The organism is Ralstonia sp. 1138 (assembly GCF_040544795.1).
Taxonomy (GTDB): domain Bacteria; phylum Pseudomonadota; class Gammaproteobacteria; order Burkholderiales; family Burkholderiaceae; genus Ralstonia; species Ralstonia flatus.
Map to the genome: position 1 here is coordinate 1 of NZ_JBEPKQ010000002.1, position 18,049 is coordinate 18,049.

An 18,049-nucleotide genomic window follows, 5' to 3' on the forward strand; every position below is an offset into this window, starting at 1 on the left:
CACTTCATTACTTGTTAGCTAGCGGATCGAAATCCGCCGCATCCAGTATTAAGCGCCCACACTTATCGGCTGTTTGCTTGTTAAAGAACTTCGCGATCAACTTTGTTCACCGCGTCGCTGCGTTGTCTGCAGCAGAGAAACGAGATTATGCAGAGCTTTTTCGTCGCTGTCAACAACTCGTCGAAGAATTTTTATCCGTCAACTCGCTGCCAACCACCACCCAGTCCACCGCCGATCACCTACCACCCAATCGACCGCAAACCCGCTCCACACCTGCTTCTCCACCACTCAACACCACCACCGCCACTTGCGTTTCGGCGCTGTGTTTTGCAGCGAGGGGCGAACTATAGGCGGGTTTCTCGAACGGCGCAAGCCCTTTCTTTTCATAGGGTCTTTTCTGCACTTTTGGCGGGCTACTGGGCTGGATGGGACCGTACCCAGCGCAGTTCCTTGGCAGCCCGCCGCCGCGCGCTGTCAGCGCGCTTGTGAAAGACGCTCACTATGGACAGCGGGGGCGGTGCCTTGAAGAGGTCTGCGACGCAAGCAAGCGAGACAGATGCATCGTGCACCTCGCCCAAGGCGTCCTGGAGTTTGCGCAAATGTCTCCGGTAACGCTTGGCTGCGTGGGCGCCGAGCGCCGGGTAGAAGGCTTCATATAGATAGCGCCACTGTTTGGCGGCGATGCGGGCTCGATGCAGACGCGGCGCAGGCGAACGCGTCGGGCGACGCCCGCGGCGAATCAGCTTCTCCCGAAGCGCCTGAGCCCGGGTACGGGCAAAGCGACGATGCCGCTCCGGCTGGTCTTCTATATGGAAGGCCGTGACCGCTCCTTCCAGCTCCAGCAGCGTTTCGCGCACATTCGGCGACGCCAACTCGGTGCGCAACTCCTCCCAAGCGCGGTTCCGGGCCTCTTTGGATTTGATAACCGCGGCCTCCAGCCAAGCCCGGCCCGCCTCGTCACTGTCGACGAGCGACTTCCGGACAGACGGAAGCCAATCGGAAAGCAGTACGTCCCACTCCCGTACGGGGCCGGTCGATGCAGCCAGCGCCCGCAGGCGAGGTTTCCACTGGTCGACAAAGCTGGCCGGCAGAACCGGGGCAAAGGTCACCCAAGCGGAACGCAGTCGGCGCAGGGTGACACGGAACTGGTGAAGATCTTCGTTACTGGGATTGGGTGCCGCCAGCTTGGCAAGTGCCTGGCGCAGAGCGGCAATGTGTTCAGTGACGATGCCCGCGAAGATCGAGAGGATTGCCGCATGTGAGTGCTTGCTCACTATGCTCTCCGTGTGACGAGTCTGAATGACGGGGAGGCACGCAAGGTGCGCGCCTTGTCATTTCACTGTAGTCGAGCGGGCGAAGACTGGAGAAAAGCAGGATTGAACGTCAGCGCGTTTCGCTGGCGACGATCACCTCGACCTCGGCGGCGCGAAGAACATCGGCCATCGGCTCGGGCACAGGGACGTCGGTGAAGAACTTGTCGATCTGCGAGACATGGCCCAGGCGGACAACAGCGCGACGACCGAACTTGGAGTGATCGGCCACGAGCCAGACTTCGCGGGACTGCTCGATGATGGACTGGGCGACGCGCACTTCACGATAGTCGTAGTCGAGCAGCGTGCCGTCTTCGTCGATGCTGGAGACGCCGATGATGCCGATATCGACGCGGAACTGCTTCATGAAGTCGATCGTGGCCTCGCCGACGATGCCCCGGTCGCGGTTGCGCACGAGGCCGCCGGCGACGATGACCTCCGCGTCCGGGCTGCCGGAGAGGATCGACGCGACGTTCAGATTATTGGTGATGACACGCAGACCACGGGGCCCGTTCTGGCCGACCAGCGCCTTGGACACCTCTTCGGTGGTCGTTCCAATATTGATGATGAGCGAGCGGCCGGGCTCGACGTGGCGCGCAACGACCTCGGCGATGCGCCGTTTGGCGTCGATGTGCAGGACCTGGCGCTGGTCGTAGTCGATGTTTTCGACCGACGACGGCAGGCCGACGCCGCCGTGGTACCGCGCGAGCAGGCGCTCGTCTTCGAGCTGGCGGATATCGCGACGGATGGTTTGCGTCGTGACGCCGAGCACGCGGGCAAGCGCGTCGACAGAGGCATCGCCGTGCTGGCGGACGTATTCGAGGATCTGGCGGTGTCGCGGAAGCATCAAGTCACGAAATGAACACAAACGAACATATGTGAGCGGATTAGGCGATTCCCTATGTTGCTTTATTTTCGCCCTTCACTAAACTATCCGCCAACGCGTCACTATTCGCAAGGAAAGGCGCGAAAATCAACAGATTTCAACCCATGCAACTCACTGACGCGTCGCATCTGGACTGTGATCTGCTGGTGGTCGGAGGCGGCATCAACGGCGTGGGTATCGCGCGTGATGCCGTGGGCCGTGGCCTGTCGGTGGTCTTGTGTGAAAAGGACGACCTGGCCCAGCACACCTCTTCGGCCTCGACCAAGCTGATCCACGGCGGGCTGCGGTACCTCGAATATTACGAATTCAGCCTGGTGCGCAAGGCGCTGCAGGAGCGCGAGGTGCTGCTTCGCATGGCGCCGCACATCATGTGGCCGCTGCGATTCGTGATGCCGCACGATGCTGCGCAACGCCCGGCGTGGATGATCCGCGCAGGCCTCTTCCTGTATGACCACCTCGCGCGTCGGCGCTTTCTGCCGGGTTCGGAGTCGATCAAGCTGGCGCGGCATCCGGCCGGCAAGCCGCTCAAGGCGGGTTACACGCGTGGCTTCGTCTATTCCGACGGCTGGGTGGACGACGCCCGCTTGGTCGTGCTCAACGCCCGCGATGCGGCGGACCGCGGCGCCCATATCCTCACCCGCACGCGCTGCCTGAACGCCGAACGACGCGCCGACGGCTGGCACGCCTCGCTGGCCGGCCCGGACGGTATCCGCTCGGTGCGCGCCAAGGCGATCGTCAATGCAGCGGGCCCGTGGGCGGCGGAATTCGCCCGCTCTGCCCACGCATTGCCGAGCACGCGGGGGCTGCGGCTGATCAAGGGCAGCCACATCGTGGTGCGGCGGATGTTCGATCACCCGTTCGCCTATATCTTCCAGAACCCGGACGGGCGGATCGTCTTTGCGATCCCGTACCAGAACGATTTCACCCTGATCGGCACGACGGATCTGGAATACAAGGGTTCGGTGGACCAAGTGGCCATCGATGCCGGCGAAATCCAGTATCTGTGCGAAATGGCTAGCCGCTATTTCACCCAGCAGCTGACGCCGGCCGACGTGGTGTGGAGCTACTCGGGCGTGCGGCCGCTGCTGGACGACAGCGCCGCCAACGCCTCGGCCATCACGCGCGATTACCTGGTCGAATGCGAGACCGGGGCCGACGGCGCCAGCGCGCCGCTCATCAACGTGTGGGGCGGCAAGATCACGACCTATCGCAAGCTGGCCGAAGAAGCGCTGGACCAACTCGCCCCGCATCTACCGCTGGCCGGCAAGCCTTCGTGGACGGCCACCGCATCGCTGCCGGGCGGCGATCTGGAAGCGCCGGGGCAACTGGTTGCCGAATACACCTTCGACGACTTTGTGACGCGCCTGCAAAAACGTTTGCCGTGGCTGCCGACCCAGCTGGGGCTGCGCTATGCGCACCAGTACGGCACCCGCGTGAACACACTGCTGGCTGGCGCCACGCGACTGGAAGAGTTGGGCGCCGAAGTGACGCCCGGCCTGTATGAAGCCGAAATCCGTTACCTGATCGAACATGAATGGGCCCGCACGGCGCAGGACATCCTGTGGCGGCGGACCAAGCTGGGGCTGCACGCCAGCGATGCCGACCGCAGCCGGCTGGAAGGCTGGCTGGCGCGGCATCTGCCGGAAGGCCAGACCGCTCCAGTTGCGGAACGGGCGCCCTGAAGCACCAGGGGCTGGGCGCCCGAACCAAGACATCAAGAAATCAAAGCAGTAAGACGGGAGACATCAATTGATTCTGGAACTGGACCAGGTTACGGCCATGGTCGGGGCGCAGACGCATCTGTACCCGACCAGCCTGCGGCTGGCGCCCGGCGCCATCAATGTGCTGCTCGGGCCGACGCAAGCCGGCAAGACCACGTTGATGCGCATCATGGCCGGGCTGGACCGGCCGACCACCGGCCGCGTACTGGTCGACGGCAAGGACGTGACGGGCGTGGGAGTGCGCGATCGCAATCTGGCGATGGTGTACCAGCAATTCATCAACTACCCGGCGATGACGGTGTACGACAACATCGCCTCGCCGCTGCGCCTGCAGGGCACCAACAAGGGCGAGATCGATACGCGCGTGCGTGCCGTCGCCTCCAAGCTGCACATCGACCACCTGCTGCAGCGCCTGCCGGCCGAGCTGTCGGGCGGCCAGCAGCAACGCTGCGCGCTGGCGCGGGCGCTGGTCAAGCGGGCACCGCTGGTGCTGCTGGACGAGCCGCTCGTCAACCTCGACTACAAGCTGCGCGAGGAACTCCGCGCCGAGCTGGCATCGCTCTTTGCTGATGGCGGCACGACCGTCGTGTACGCCACTACCGAGCCGCAGGAAGCGCTGCTGCTGGGCGGCCACACCGTCGTCATGCATGAAGGCCGCGTGCTGCAAGACGGCCCGACGCTCGACATGTACGAAGTGCCGGTGTCGGTCAATGCGGCGGCCATCTTCAACGACCCGCCGATGAATGTGCTGGACGCCACCGTGGTGGAAGGCAACCGGATCCGCCTGCCGCAAGGCATCGACGTTGCATGGACGCGTCCGCTGCCGATGGCGGCCGGCACGCGCTGCCGCATCGGCCTGCGTCCGAGCCACATCCGCCTGTCGCCGCGCAACGGTGGCGCGGTCGCCCTGCCGGGCACGGTGGAACTGGCCGAGCTGTCGGGGTCCGAAACGTATCTGCACGTACGGGCGCAGGCTGTCGGCCAGTCGAACACCATCGGCCTGGTCGCGCAGTTGCCGGGGGTGCATCAGTTCGAACTGGGCGCGGCGCTGGAGGTGTTTGTCGATCCGGCCGAACTGTTCCTGTTCGACGAAGCGGGCAAGCTGGTGAGCGCGCCCAAGCAGGGAGGCGCACATGGCACGCATTGAATTCCGCAACCTGGGGCACAGCTACCGCCCCAATCCGCAAAGCCTGTCGGACTACGCGCTGCAGCCGATGAACATGACGTGGCGCGACGGCGGTGCCTATGCACTGCTCGGCCCGTCGGGCTGCGGCAAGTCCACGCTGCTGAACATCATCTCGGGGCTGCTCACGCCGTCCGAAGGCCAGGTGCTCTTCGACGACCGCGACGTCACGCACGCCAGTCCGCGCGAGCGCAACATCGCGCAGGTGTTCCAGTTCCCGGTCATCTACGACACGATGACCGTGTTCGACAACCTCGCCTTCCCGCTGCGTAACCGCAAGACGCCGGAAGCCGAAGTGAAGAAGCGCGTGGAGGAAGTGGCCGAGATCCTCGAGCTGCAGCACGCGCTCAAGCGCCGCGCCTCCGGTCTGGCGGCCGACGCCAAGCAGAAGATCTCGCTGGGCCGCGGCCTGGTGCGCAAGGACGTGGCGGCCATCCTGTTCGACGAGCCGCTCACCGTCATCGATCCGCACCTGAAGTGGCAACTGCGTCGCCAGCTCAAGAAGATTCACCAGCAGCTCAAGCTCACGCTGATCTACGTGACGCACGACCAGGTGGAAGCGCTGACCTTTGCCGACGAGGTGGTCGTCATGACCGAAGGCAAGGTCGTGCAGCAAGGCGGGCCGGAAGCGCTGTTCGAGCGGCCGGACCATACCTTCGTCGGCTACTTCATCGGCAGCCCGGGCATGAACCTCTACCCGGTGACGGTGGATGGCGACGTGATTGCACTGGGTGATCAGCGCCTGACGGTCGGGCGCGACACGCTCGCCACGCTCAAGAACACGAACGGTTCGCTCAAGCTCGGCATCCGCCCGGAGTTCGTCCAGCTGGCCGCACCGGGGGAAGTCGGGACCGTGGCAGCCAACGTGCACCAGGTGCAGCAACTCGGTACGCACCAGCTGCTGACCGCCAGCCTCGGCGAGGCCGGCGGCCTGCCCATCAAGGCCAAGCTGCCGAACGAAGTGAGCGTAACGGAATCGCGCGTATGGCTGCGCCTGGATGCGCCGCAGACGCTGTATTACAGCAATGACGAGAGGATCGGCCGATGAACAAGCCGCTCAACAACAAGGCGTGGTTCCTGATCCTGCCGGTGTTCCTGTGCGTGGCGTTCTCCGCCATCCTGCCGCTGATGACGGTGGTGAACTACTCGGTGCAGGACATCATCAGCCCCGAGCAGCACGTGTTCGTGGGCGTCGACTGGTTCCGCCAGATCCTGCGTGACGGCGATCTGCAGGACGCCCTCACCCGGCAGCTGATCTTCTCGCTGTGCGTGCTGGCGGTGGAAATTCCGCTGGGCATCGGCCTGGCGCTGTCGATGCCCTCGAAGGGCTGGAAGGCGTCGGCTGCGCTGGTGGTGCTCGCCATGCCGCTGCTGATTCCCTGGAACGTGGTCGGCACGATCTGGCAGATCTTCGGGCGCTCCGATATCGGCCTGGCCGGTTATTGGCTCAACCAGATGGGCATCGATTACAACTACACGTCGCACTCGTTCGACGCGTGGATCACCGTGCTGATCATGGACGTGTGGCACTGGACGCCGCTGGTGGCGCTGCTGGCCTATGCCGGCCTGCGCTCGATCCCGGATGCCTTCTACCAGGCCGCCGAGATTGACGGTGCCAGCCGCCTGGCCGTGTTCCGCTACATCCAGCTGCCGAAGATGCGCGGCGTGCTGATGATCGGCGTGCTGCTGCGCTTCATGGACAGCTTCATGATCTACACCGAGCCGTTCGTGCTGACCGGCGGCGGCCCCGGCAATGCCACGACGTTCCTGTCGCAGTACCTGACGCAGAAGGCGGTCGGTCAGTTCGACCTGGGCCCGGCGGCGGCATTCTCGATCGTGTACTTCCTCATCATCCTGCTGTTCTGCTTCGTCCTCTACAACTGGATGCAACGCATGGGCAGCGCCAGCACGGCCGTGGGAGACGACCATGCCTAAGCAGAACAACAACAACGAGCACAAGCGCAAGATTGCCCGCGCGATCACGCTGGCGGTGTATGTGGCGTTTGCCGTGCTGCCGCTGTACTGGATGTTGAGCATGTCGCTCAAGACCAACGAGGAGACCCTGGCCGGCTTCTCGATCTGGCCGAAGCTCGTCACATTCGACAACTACAAGATCATCTTCACCGACCCGTCGTGGTACTGGGGTTACATCAACTCCATCATCTACGTGACGATGAACACGGTGCTCTCGACCGTGGTAGCGCTACCGGCGGCCTACGCCTTCTCGCGCTACCGTTTCCTGGGCGACAAACACATGTTCTTCTGGCTGCTGACGAACCGCATGACGCCGCCTGCGGTGTTCCTGCTGCCGTTCTTCCAGCTGTATTCGACGGTCGGCCTGATGGACACGCACCTGGGCGTGGCGCTGGCGCACATGCTGTTCAACGTGCCGCTGGCGGTGTGGATTCTCGAAGGCTTCATGTCGGGCATCCCGCGCGAGATCGACGAGACGGCCTACATCGACGGCTACAGCTTCCCGAAGTTCTTCCTGAAGATCTTCCTGCCGCTCATCAAGGCCGGCGTGGGCGTGACGGCGTTCTTCTGCTTCATGTTCAGCTGGGTGGAACTGCTGCTCGCGCGCACGCTGACTTCGGTCGATGCCAAACCCATCACCGCGGTGATGACGCGCACGGTGTCGGCCTCGGGCATGGATTGGGGCGTGCTGGCCGCAGCGGGTGTGCTGACGATCATTCCCGGCGCGCTGGTGATCTGGTTTGTGCGGAACTACATTGCGAAGGGTTTCGCGATGGGCCGCGTCTAAAACAAGAACGGGAGACACAGCCATGTTCAGCTGGATGGCCTGGACGCCCGAAGTGGCGATCTTCTTCGGCTGCATCGCCCTGATGCTGGCCAGCATGACGGTCTGGGAGGTGGTTCGGCCCACGGTGGAGCGCAAGGGCTTCCTGCCCATTGCCACCACCCGCGGCGACCGCCTCTTCATCGGCCTGCTGACCGCGGCCTATATCAACCTGGCGTGGGTTGGGCTCACGTCGGAAGAGACGAGCGCCTGGGGCGGCTTCATCGCCTCGATGGTGGTGCTGCTGATCGTGATGTGGCGCGGCTGACGCGCCATCGGTGCATTTGAATTTGCAGGTCCGGAGGCATCAGCACGGGTTGATGCCTCCACGCCCAAATTGACGTACGGGCACAGGCATTCCACCACGCTCCCCGCGTCGGAATGCCGGATGTTTTCGCTGCGGGGAGAACAACAAGCTAACCAAGCACGAGGAGATACCGATGAAAACATCCTGGCGCATGACGCTTCAGATCAGTGCCATCGCACTGGCGAGCGCCCTGGCAGTCGGCGCAGCCCATGCCGGCGAAGCCGAAGCCAAGAAGTGGATCAGCAGCGAATTCCAGCCCAGCACGCTGTCGCAAGACAAGCAGATGGCGGAAATGAAGTGGTTCATCGACGCCGCAGCCAAGCTCAAGGCCAAGGGCGTGACCGAGATCCACGTCGTGTCGGAAACGCTCGACACGCACGCCTATGAATCGAAGACGCTGGCCAAGGCCTTCGAAGAAATCACCGGCATCAAGGTCAAGCACGACATCATGCAGGAAGGCGATGTCGTCGAAAAACTGCAGACCTCGATGCAATCCGGCAAGAGCATCTATGACGGCTGGATCTCCGACTCCGACCTGATCGGCACGCACTACCGCTACGGCGTGATCATGCCGCTGTCCGACTACATGTCGGGCGAAGGCAAGGAGTTCACCAACCCCGGCCTGGATCTGAAGGATTTCATCGGCACGAGCTTCACCACGGCGTCCGACGGCAAGCTGTATCAGCTGCCCGACCAGCAGTTCGCCAACCTGTACTGGTTCCGCGCCGACTGGTTCGCCCGCAAGGACCTGCAGGACAAGTTCAAGGCCAAGTACGGCTACGACCTGGGCGTGCCCGTCAACTGGACGGCCTATGAAGACATCGCCAACTTCTTCACCAACGACGTGAAGGAGCTGGACGGCAAGCGCGTTTACGGCCACATGGATTACGGCAAGAAGGACCCGTCGCTCGGCTGGCGCTTCACCGACGCCTGGCTGTCGATGGCAGGCTCCGCCGACAAGGGCATCCCGAACGGCCTGCCGGTCGACGAATGGGGCATCCGCGTCGACGAGAAGGACAAGTGCACCCCGGTGGGCGCATCGGTCTCGCGTGGCGGCGCCACCAACAGCCCGGCCGCCGTGTACGCCCTCACCAAGTACATCGACTGGATGAAGAAGTACGCGCCGCCCGAGGCGACCGGCATGACCTTCAACGAAGCCGGCCCGGTGCCCGCGCAAGGCCACATCGCCCAGCAGGTGTTCTGGTACAGCGCCTTCACGGCGCCGATGACCAAGCCGGGCCCGGTCGTGAACGCCGACGGCTCGCCCAAGTGGCGCATGGCCCCGTCGCCGCACGGCCCGTACTGGAAGGACGGCATGCAGAACGGCTACCAGGACGTCGGCTCGTGGACGTTCTTCAAGTCCACCCCGTTCGAGCGCCGCTCGGCCGCGTGGCTGTACGCGCAGTTCGTCACGTCGAAGACCGTGTCGCTCAAGAAGTCCATCACCGGCCTCACGTTCATTCGTGACTCCGATATCCACAGCGACTACTTCACCAAGAACGCGGCCAAGTACGGCGGCCTGATCGAGTTCTACCGCAGCCCGGCCCGCGTGGCCTGGACCCCGACCGGCAACAACGTGCCCGACTATCCGAAGCTGGCACAGCTCTGGTGGAAGAACGTCGCCACGGCCGTCACGGGCGAGAAGACGCCGCAAGGCGCGATGGACAACCTGGCCAAGGAAATGGACCAGGTGATGGGCCGCCTGCAGCGCGCGGGCATGAAGAACTGCGCGCCCAAGCTGAACCCGGAAAGCGATCCGTCGAAGTGGCTGTCGACCGAACACGCCCCGTGGAAGAAGCTCGACAACGAGCGTCCGAAGGGTGAGACGGTGGCCTACGACAAGCTGCTCGCAGCCTGGAAGGCCGGCAAGGTACGTTAATCCGCGCGCGTCCGCCGGTCGCCAACACGGGGCCGGCGGGCTACCATGCCTGCATTCGTTTCACATGCCGCCGGGCCGGCTGATCGTGCCCGGCGGCCACTCTTTTCTGCCTTATGGAATACCTCCTCGCGCTCGACCAGGGCACGTCCAGCTCACGCGCCATCGTCTTCAACCGCGCCGGCCAGATCGTCGCCAGCGCCCAGCAGGAGTTTCCCCAGCATTTCCCGCAGCCCGGCTGGGTCGAGCATGACCCGTTCGACATCTGGAACAGCCAGCTCGCCACCTGCCGCGCCGCACTCGAACAAGCCAAGCTGTCCGCCGCCGACATGGCCGCGCTTGGCATCACCAACCAGCGCGAAACCACCATGGTGTGGGAGCGCGCCACGGGCAAACCGATCTTCAACGCCATCGTCTGGCAGGACCGCCGCACCGAAGCCATCTGCGAGCGCCTGCGCGCCGAGGGCCTGGAAGACGAGGTACGCAAGCGCACCGGCCTGATCATCGACCCGTATTTTTCAGCCACCAAGCTGCGCTGGATTCTCGATCACGTGGATGGCGCCCGCGAGCGCGCCGCGCGTGGCGAACTCGCCTTCGGCACCATCGACAGCTGGCTCGTCTGGCAACTCACGCGCGGCCGCCTGCATGTGACCGACGTATCGAACGCTTCCCGCACGATGCTGTGGAACATCCACACCGGCGAATGGGATGCGGACCTGATGCGTGCACTCGACATCCACCCGAGCCTGTTGCCGGAGGTGCACCCGTCCGCGTATCAATTTGGGCAGACCGATGCCGACTGGCTCGGCGCCTCGCTCACGATTGGCGGCATTGCCGGCGACCAGCAATCCGCGTTGTTCGGCCAGGCGTGCTTCAAACCCGGCATGGCCAAGAACACCTACGGCACCGGCTGCTTCATGCTGCTCAACACGGGCGACAAGGCGGTCCAGTCGCACAACGGGCTGATCAGCACGGCCGCCTGCCAGAGCGGCACGGCGCGCAGCTACGCACTCGAAGGCAGCGTGTTCGTGGGCGGTGCTGTGGTGCAGTGGCTGCGCGACGGCCTACGCGCCATCCAGCGCTCTGCCGACGTCGAAGGCCTGGCCGCCTCGGTGCCCGATTCCGGCGGCGTGGTGTTCGTGCCGTCGTTCACGGGGCTGGGTGCGCCGTACTGGGACCCCACCGCGCAGGGCGCGATCGTCGGCCTGTCGCGCGGCACGACGATCGGCCACATTGCCCGAGCCGCGCTGGAGTCGATTGCCTTCCAAAGCACCGCGCTGCTGCAGGCCATGACGCGCGATGCCGTTTCCACCATCTCGGAACTGCGCGTGGACGGCGGCGCGTCGGCCAACAACCTGCTGCTGCAGTTCCAGGCTGACCTGCTCGGCATTCCAGTCGTCCGTCCGGAGATCATCGAAACCACAGCGCTCGGCGCGGCCTACCTAGCCGGCATCGCCACGGGCTTCTATCGTGATGAAGCGGAAGTCGCGCAGCAATGGCGTGCGTCCCGCACGTTCCACCCTGTCATCAGCCGCGACGAGGCCGCGCACCGCATCGCCCAGTGGGAAATGGCCGTCGCCCAGGTCCGCCTGCCGACCACGCGCGGCCACTGAAGGGGCAGTTCGAGGTAAAAAAAAGGCGGCCCGAAGGTCGCCTTTTTTCTTGGTTCGGCCAGCGGCTTACTTGCCTTCGCTGTTCGGCGTCTGGGCGGGCCCGCCTTGTTCGCTCATCGCCTCCTTGCGCTTGGCGCGGGCTTCCTTCTTCTCGGCCTTGCGGTTGGCCTTGGCAGCCTTCTTCTCTTCCTTGTAGGCAGCCTTGGCGTCGGACTTGCGAGCCTTGTATTCGTCGCTCGCGGCCTTGTCGTCAATGCGCTTCTGCACCAGCGGGTCAGACGACGAAGTGGCCGGCCCGCCTTGCGGGGCGGTCTGCACGGTGCCGGTGGTCTGCGGTGAAGTCTGCGGTGCCGGCGTCATCTGGGCGAAAGCAGCCGACGCAGCAAACGTGGCGGCAACGGCGAGGGCGGTTTTCAGGCGCAGTTCAATCATGGTTGAGCTCCTTCTTTTACAAAAACGCGGAATGGACTGACCACATAAGCGGCGCACGAAGCACCCGGAGTGATCTCGGCGCACATCAACGGCGCGCGCCGGACGTTGCAAATCACAACACCCATCCCGTCGCAAGAAGCGCTCCCGACCCATCGACTACACTGCGCGCTGTTGCTTCCCTCCCGTGCGCCGTGTCCAACCACACCCCTGATTTCGTCCTGCTCGACCCGCCCGCCGACGCCCTCAACTTGGACGCCGACGCCGCCGCCCTTCATGTCGCGACCGTGCAGCGCTGGCTGGAAGACGCCGTCATCGGCCTGAACCTCTGTCCGTTCGCCAAGGCCGTCCACGTCAAGCGGCAGGTTCGATACGCCGTCAGCCGCGCCACGATGGACGGCGACGTGCTCGACCACCTACGTGCCGAAGCCGACCTGCTGCACACCACCCCCGCCGCACAGATCGACACCACGCTGCTGATCGTCCCCGCCCTGGCCGACTTCCTCGACTTCCACTCGCTCACGGAACGCGCCGAATCCGTACTCGCCAAGGCCGGCTACGAAGGCGAACTGCAACTGGCCAGCTTCCACCCCGATTTCGTCTTCGCCGACGCGGAGCCTGACGACATCGCCAACGCCACCAACCGCGCACCGGCCCCCATCCTGCATCTGCTGCGCGAAGACAGCATCGCCCGCGCCGCCGCTGCCTTCCCCGACGCAGCCGACATCTACGAACGCAATATCGCGACGATGGAAAAGCTCGGCCCCGAAGGCTGGGCAGAAATGGCGAAGACGTTCAGCAAGGCCCCGCCCCGCGATTAACCAACTGACCAAAAGCAGCGACGGTGTGGCCGTTGATGCCCTAGATGGCGCCTTGAATTTCTGTTGCAGGGAGGAAAAAGAAGGGAGGCCTGTCTGAGCGCAGCGAGTTTGCCTCCCTTCCCTCCCTGCGACATAAATTCAAGGAATCCTTCGCCATCTCGGGCGCGCCTTTCTTTGCTTACTTTCTTTGGCAAGACAAAGAAAGTGAGTCGCCCCCGGCAGGGGGTGAAACAGGGGATAGACCGGCACCAGCCATAAAAGCCGACGCCTCAAGAAACCCGTCTCACACGCCTCGATCCACCGGCGGCGTCCACTGATACGCCCAAGTCTCAGAAAGCAATCGCTCCCCCGACTGCAACGTCAGCAACAACTCAATCGGCGCATTGCTCGCATCCGGCACCACATCAAACATCGCCCGGACGCCATCGATGCTCGCGAGCGGCCGCGCCGATGCAATCTCCACCCGCCCGCGCGACGCGCGGATGACAGGCTCCACGGTCGACCCCGCCGTACTGCGCCCCAGCCGCGACAGCTCGCCGCCGGCAAAGTCCACGACAAACCGCCACGAGAAGTATTTGCGCGGCTGCCCCACCACCCCGCCAATGCCCGTGCGCGTCGCCACCACGCGCGCCAGTGGCGAGGCCGCCGCAGGCTGCGCGCCCCACGTCAGCCGATAGCCAAACGCCAGTTCCTGCCCAGCATGCGGCGCCACGGCCGGCCGCCAGAACGCGACGATGTTGTCGAACGTTTCATCGTTGGCCGACAGTTCCACCAGTTCGACCGCGCCCTCGCCCCAGCCATGGGTCGGTTCGACCCACACGCTCGGGCGCTTCTCGTAGAACACGCCGTCATCCTGATAGTGATCGGGATTCCGGTCACGCTGCAGCAGGCCGAAGCCGCGCGGGCTGTCGTCGGCAAAGCGCTGGCTGCGCAGCATGGGCGGATTGGCCAGCGGCCGCCAGATCCACTCGCCCGAACCACGCCAGATGGCCAGGCCATCGGAATCATGGATTTCCGGGCGCCAGTCCGACGCACGCCAGCGGCGCGCGGCACTGTGGCGATCGCCGGCGCGGTCGGTGCGGTCGTTTTCGCCGTAGAGGAACATGCTGGTCAGCGGGGCGATGCCCAGACGGTCGATCGGCTTGCGCACGTAAAGCGTGGCGGCCACGTCCATCACCAGCGTGTCGCCGGGGCGGATGTCGAAGCGGTAGACGCCGGCCACGCTGGGTGAATCGAGCAATGCGTAGACACGCAACGTATCGGCATCGGCGGCCGGGCGCACCAGCCAGAATTCCGTGAAGTCCGGAAATTCTTCCGCACGCGGCAGGCCGGTATCGATCGCCAGGCCGCGCGCCGACATGCCGTACTGCCACTGCCCGCCGACGGCGCGGAAGTAGCTCGCGCCCAGGAAAGCGGCCACATCGCGCGTCGGGTCCGCCTTGGTCGTCAGCCGGAAACCCGCGAAGCCGAGGTCAGCCGGTAGCGCCCGGTGATCCAGCCCGCTCCTGCCGTAATCGAACATGGCCGGGTCATAGGCAATCAAGCGGGCCTGGCCGTCCACCACCTCGTGCATCTGCACGGCCGACTTGAAGAACAGCCCGAGGTGGAAGAATTTCGCCTCGAACGGCAAGTGCTGTCCGGCCCACAATGCGTGATCGGGGCGATAGCCAATCGATTGATAGCCGTCCCAACCGAGCGTGGCCAGCGGTGGGGGCAACTGCGTGCTGCGCGGCCGGTAGGGCCGTGCGGCCAAGGCCCGTGCACGCGCCAGCAGGCGGACTTCGTCAAACGGTTCGGAGGCGCCAGCGGCGGGGCCGGGCGTGGCGCTGCGGGACAAACCAGGAGCCAGGGCAAGCAGCCCGGCGGCCAACTGCTTGAGCAGGTCGCGACGGTGCATGGATCGGGGCAGGACCAGGGGATGAGCCAGGGGTGATTCATCTTCGCACAACCCACGCCCAGGCAGCATCCGGCAAAAACCTTTCATTGGACCCACAACCCTGCACGGTGACCGGGATTGGCTCAGTTGTGCGTGGCGCGGGGCCGCCACTTGGAGCACAATCCCGGGTCTGTTCACATATAGAACGTATGTACGTCGCCTATGGTGAACAGAACAGATACGAGCAGCCGGCCTGGCTAGAACGGGTCGACGCCCGCCACGATCATCACGGCGCACATGCTTTCACGACCCTCCACGCCCCCGCCGCCCGATACGGCCACGACCGAACCGTCCGCCGCGATTGCGGCTGCGCTGGAATCGTTCGACCGCTACTACGACGACGTCCTGTTGCCCATGTGGCTGGGGCCCGGTTGGAACGCGCAGGCCGGTCTCTGCTATGAGGCGCTCGTCGTCGACAACGGTGCACTCGCGCCGGCGTCCACCGCGCGCTACCGGGCGATGGCCTGTGCGCGGCAGTTGTATACCTTTGCGCGCGCCACGCAGCTCTCCAACCGCCACCGCGATCTCTGCGCCGAACGCGCCGCCGCGCTGTGTCACGCGCTGGACACGCGCTTTCGCGACACGATCCACGGCGGCTGGCTGTTTGCGATCGACAGCGCGCTGGCCCCGCACGACACCACCAAGGATCTGTACACGCACGCCTTTGTGCTGTTTGCCGCCGCACATTGGCTGGCCGTGAGCGAAGACCCGCGTGCTGCCGCGCTGATGCACGACGCGCACGACGTGATCACCCGCAGCTTTGCACGCGCCGGTGCCAAGCCGCTGCCGGTTGCCTCCATGGATGGCGCGTTCAGCACCACGCTGGCCGGCGTCGCGCAGAACCCGGTGATGCACCTGACCGAGGCGTACCTGGCCGCCGCCGCGCTGGACGAGCCGCCCGCGTGGGCCGAGGCCGGCGTGCGGACGCTGGCCGAGGGCATCCTGGCGCGCTTCATCGATACGCGCACGGGCAGCATCGCCGAGTTGCCCGTTGACGAAGCCAGCACCGACAACCGCATCGAACCCGGTCACCAGTTCGAATGGTTCTATCTCGTGCGCGCACACGCCGACGTCTTTACGCGGTCCGAAGCCGGGCGCCATCTGGCCGAGACCCTCGCCCGCGCGGTGAATGCCGCCTGCGCCGATGGCGTGGACCCGGCCACGCAGGGCGTGTGTCTGTCGCTCAACCTGGACGGCACGATGCGCGACGCCTGCCAGCGTATCTGGGCGCAAACCGAATACGGCCGCGCCCTCGCGTTGTGCACCGAGACGCAGGGCGCCATGCTCGCGCGCCTGCTGCCGGCGTGGTCTGCGCGCTTCCTGCATGCGCAAGGCTGGAACGAAGTGATCGACCCCGCCGGCCAGCGCCTGCGCGCCGACATGCCGTCAAGCACGCCGTACCACATCACCACCTTTTACGAGGCGGCCCGCAGCGCGCTGACCGGCTCGCCCGCACGTTGTACCCAAGCTGTTGAGTGAGACCCATCATGCATACCTCCAACCCCAACGAATCCAAGGCCCGCACCGTCTTCCGGGTGGTTAGCGGCAACTTCCTGGAGATGTACGACTTCATGGTCTATGGCTATTACGCCAAGGCCATCGCCGACACCTTCTTCCCCGCCGGCAACGAGTTCCTCTCGCTGATGCTGTCGCTGGTGACCTTTGGCGCCGGCTTCCTGATGCGGCCCCTGGGCGCGATCTTCCTGGGCGCGTACATCGACCGTCACGGCCGCCGCACGGGCCTGATCGTCACGCTGGCGCTCATGGCCTGCGGCACGCTGCTGATCGCGCTGGTGCCGGGCTATGCCACCATCGGGCTGGCGGCGCCGCTGCTGGTGCTGATCGGCCGGTTGCTGCAAGGCTTCTCGGCCGGTGTCGAGCTGGGCGGTGTGTCGGTCTACCTGGCCGAAATCGCCACCCCGGGCAAGAAGGGCTTCTTCGTGAGCTGGCAGTCGGCCAGCCAGCAGGTGGCGGTCATGTTTGCCGCGCTGCTGGGCGTGCTGATGTCGTACCTGCTGCCGCCGTCCGAGATGAGCGCATGGGGCTGGCGCGTGCCGTTCCTGATCGGCTGCCTGATCGTGCCGTTCCTGTTCATCATCCGCCGCTCGCTGCAAGAGACCGAGGAGTTCCAGAAGCGCAAGCACCGTCCGGACCTGCGCGCCGTGTTCCGCTCGATGGGCCAGAACTGGCGCCTGGTGGGCGCAGGCACGCTGATGGTCGTGATGACCACGGTGTCGTTCTACCTGATCACCGCCTACACGCCGACCTTCGGCAAGAGCGTGCTGCACCTGTCGGACATGGACAGCCTGATCGTCACGCTGTGCGTGGGCGCGTCGAACTTCTTCTGGCTGCCGGTGATGGGCGCGGTGTCCGACCGCGTCGGCCGCCGCCCGCTGCTGATCCTCTTTACCGTGCTGATGCTGGTGACGGCGTACCCGGCCATGCAGTGGCTGGTGAGCGCACCGTCGTTCGCCCGCATGCTGATCGTGCTGCTGTGGCTGTCGTTCCTGTATGGCAGCTACAACGGCGCGATGGTGGTCACGCTCACCGAGATCATGCCGCCGGAAGTGCGCACCACGGGTTTCTCGCTGGCGTACAGCCTGGCCACGGCGATCTTCGGTGGCTTCACCCCGGCGATTGCCACATGGCTGATCCACGAAACGGGCAACAAGGCGATGCCTGGCGTGTGGGTGTCGTTTGCCGCGCTGTGCGGGTTGATTGCCACGCTGGCGATTGTGAAGCCGGCGGGCAGGCATGAGCATGGGGCGGGGACGGCGCCTGTGGCTTAACTGGTCTCGTGGATGAATGAACGCCTCTCAGAGGGGATCTCTCTGAGGGGCGTTTTGCTTTTTGGGTTTTTGGTTTTTGCTGGGATTTTTGTTGGTGGTCCACCTCCCTTTCGTTCCCTGCCGGGACCGACTTACTTTTCTTTGTCTTGCCAAAGAAAAGTAAGCAAAAGAAAGGCGCGCCCGAGATGGCGAAAGACTCCTTGAATTTGTGTGACCGTGCGGGGAAGGAGGCAAACTCGCTGCGCTCAGACAGCCTCCTTCCTTGATCCGCCCGCTCACAAAAATTCAAGGCGCCATCAAGGGCTCAACGTCAAAAGAAAAAGGCCAACCCATCGCGCGGTTGGCCTTTGTCGTTTGGGCCTGCGCCCAGAGTGTTTGGCT

16 protein-coding genes are annotated in these 18,049 nt (G+C 64.7%); 12 read left to right on the forward strand and 4 right to left on the reverse strand.

Going from position 1 to position 18,049, the window contains the following annotated elements:
- Positions 1–350, forward strand: a 350-nt coding sequence (locus ABIC76_RS07605; protein ID WP_354533570.1) for a hypothetical protein, incomplete at its 5' end; no start/stop codon positions are given.
- A gap of 63 nt (positions 351–413) precedes the next feature.
- Here ABIC76_RS07605 and ABIC76_RS07610 read toward each other — a convergent pair.
- Both ABIC76_RS07610 and ABIC76_RS07615 read right to left on the reverse strand, forming a co-directional pair.
- Complete coding sequence (locus ABIC76_RS07610; RefSeq protein ID WP_354533571.1) at positions 414–1,274, reverse strand: CHAD domain-containing protein; 861 nt, start codon at positions 1,272–1,274, stop codon at positions 414–416.
- Positions 1,275–1,383: 109 nt separating this feature from the next.
- Positions 1,384–2,157 (reverse strand): DeoR/GlpR family DNA-binding transcription regulator, encoded by a 774-nt coding sequence (locus ABIC76_RS07615; RefSeq protein WP_027680531.1) that lies wholly within the window; start codon positions 2,155–2,157, stop codon positions 1,384–1,386.
- A 143-nt stretch (positions 2,158–2,300) separates the two neighbouring features.
- Between ABIC76_RS07615 and glpD the strand changes: the two genes are divergently transcribed.
- The 8 genes from glpD to glpK all read left to right on the forward strand — a co-directional run bounded on the left by glpD (position 2,301) and on the right by glpK (position 11,693).
- On the forward strand, positions 2,301–3,878 hold the full coding sequence (gene glpD / locus ABIC76_RS07620) for a glycerol-3-phosphate dehydrogenase (protein WP_102067516.1): 1,578 nt from the start codon (positions 2,301–2,303) through the stop codon (positions 3,876–3,878).
- Between the two features lie 67 nt (positions 3,879–3,945).
- Positions 3,946–5,064 (forward strand): ABC transporter ATP-binding protein, encoded by a 1,119-nt coding sequence (locus ABIC76_RS07625; protein ID WP_354533572.1) that lies wholly within the window; start codon positions 3,946–3,948, stop codon positions 5,062–5,064.
- The gene (locus ABIC76_RS07630; RefSeq protein WP_354533573.1) at positions 5,051–6,148 is read left to right on the forward strand and encodes an ABC transporter ATP-binding protein; all 1,098 of its coding nucleotides are present in this window, start codon (positions 5,051–5,053) and stop codon (positions 6,146–6,148) included. The genes ABIC76_RS07625 and ABIC76_RS07630 overlap by 14 nt, the downstream gene beginning before the upstream one ends.
- Positions 6,145–7,035, forward strand: a complete 891-nt coding sequence (locus ABIC76_RS07635) for a carbohydrate ABC transporter permease (RefSeq protein WP_004637132.1) — start codon at positions 6,145–6,147, stop codon at positions 7,033–7,035. The genes ABIC76_RS07630 and ABIC76_RS07635 overlap by 4 nt, the downstream gene beginning before the upstream one ends.
- The gene (locus ABIC76_RS07640; RefSeq protein WP_027680527.1) at positions 7,028–7,861 is read left to right on the forward strand and encodes a carbohydrate ABC transporter permease; all 834 of its coding nucleotides are present in this window, start codon (positions 7,028–7,030) and stop codon (positions 7,859–7,861) included. Before ABIC76_RS07635 ends, ABIC76_RS07640 begins: the two co-directional genes overlap by 8 nt.
- A gap of 22 nt (positions 7,862–7,883) precedes the next feature.
- Complete coding sequence (locus tag ABIC76_RS07645; protein WP_232041215.1) at positions 7,884–8,165, forward strand: DUF2160 domain-containing protein; 282 nt, start codon at positions 7,884–7,886, stop codon at positions 8,163–8,165.
- A gap of 172 nt (positions 8,166–8,337) precedes the next feature.
- Positions 8,338–10,083: an ABC transporter substrate-binding protein gene (locus tag ABIC76_RS07650; RefSeq protein WP_027680525.1), complete on the forward strand. Its 1,746-nt coding sequence runs from the start codon at positions 8,338–8,340 to the stop codon at positions 10,081–10,083.
- Between the two features lie 113 nt (positions 10,084–10,196).
- Complete coding sequence (gene glpK / locus ABIC76_RS07655) at positions 10,197–11,693, forward strand: glycerol kinase GlpK (protein WP_354533574.1); 1,497 nt, start codon at positions 10,197–10,199, stop codon at positions 11,691–11,693.
- A gap of 66 nt (positions 11,694–11,759) precedes the next feature.
- On the opposite strand, the gene ABIC76_RS07660 is transcribed toward glpK, so the two are convergent.
- Positions 11,760–12,125 carry a hypothetical protein gene (locus tag ABIC76_RS07660; protein WP_027680524.1) on the reverse strand — a complete coding sequence of 122 codons (366 nt, stop codon included), beginning with the start codon at positions 12,123–12,125 and terminating at the stop codon, positions 11,760–11,762.
- Positions 12,126–12,316: 191 nt separating this feature from the next.
- Between ABIC76_RS07660 and ABIC76_RS07665 the strand changes: the two genes are divergently transcribed.
- Positions 12,317–12,943 (forward strand): DUF1415 domain-containing protein, encoded by a 627-nt coding sequence (locus ABIC76_RS07665; protein WP_354533575.1) that lies wholly within the window; start codon positions 12,317–12,319, stop codon positions 12,941–12,943.
- 283 nt (positions 12,944–13,226) lie between these two features.
- On the opposite strand, the gene ABIC76_RS07670 is transcribed toward ABIC76_RS07665, so the two are convergent.
- Positions 13,227–14,840, reverse strand: coding sequence for an OpgD/OpgG family glucan biosynthesis protein (locus ABIC76_RS07670; RefSeq protein WP_354533576.1), 1,614 nt, complete (start codon positions 14,838–14,840; stop codon positions 13,227–13,229).
- A 276-nt stretch (positions 14,841–15,116) separates the two neighbouring features.
- Here ABIC76_RS07670 and ABIC76_RS07675 point away from each other — a divergent pair, with 276 nt between their 5' ends.
- A complete protein-coding gene (locus ABIC76_RS07675) occupies positions 15,117–16,358 on the forward strand; it encodes an AGE family epimerase/isomerase (RefSeq protein WP_354533578.1) in 1,242 nt (413 codons plus the stop codon).
- Positions 16,359–16,366: 8 nt separating this feature from the next.
- Complete coding sequence (locus ABIC76_RS07680) at positions 16,367–17,668, forward strand: MFS transporter (protein ID WP_027680520.1); 1,302 nt, start codon at positions 16,367–16,369, stop codon at positions 17,666–17,668.
- Positions 17,669–18,049 lie beyond the last annotated feature (381 nt).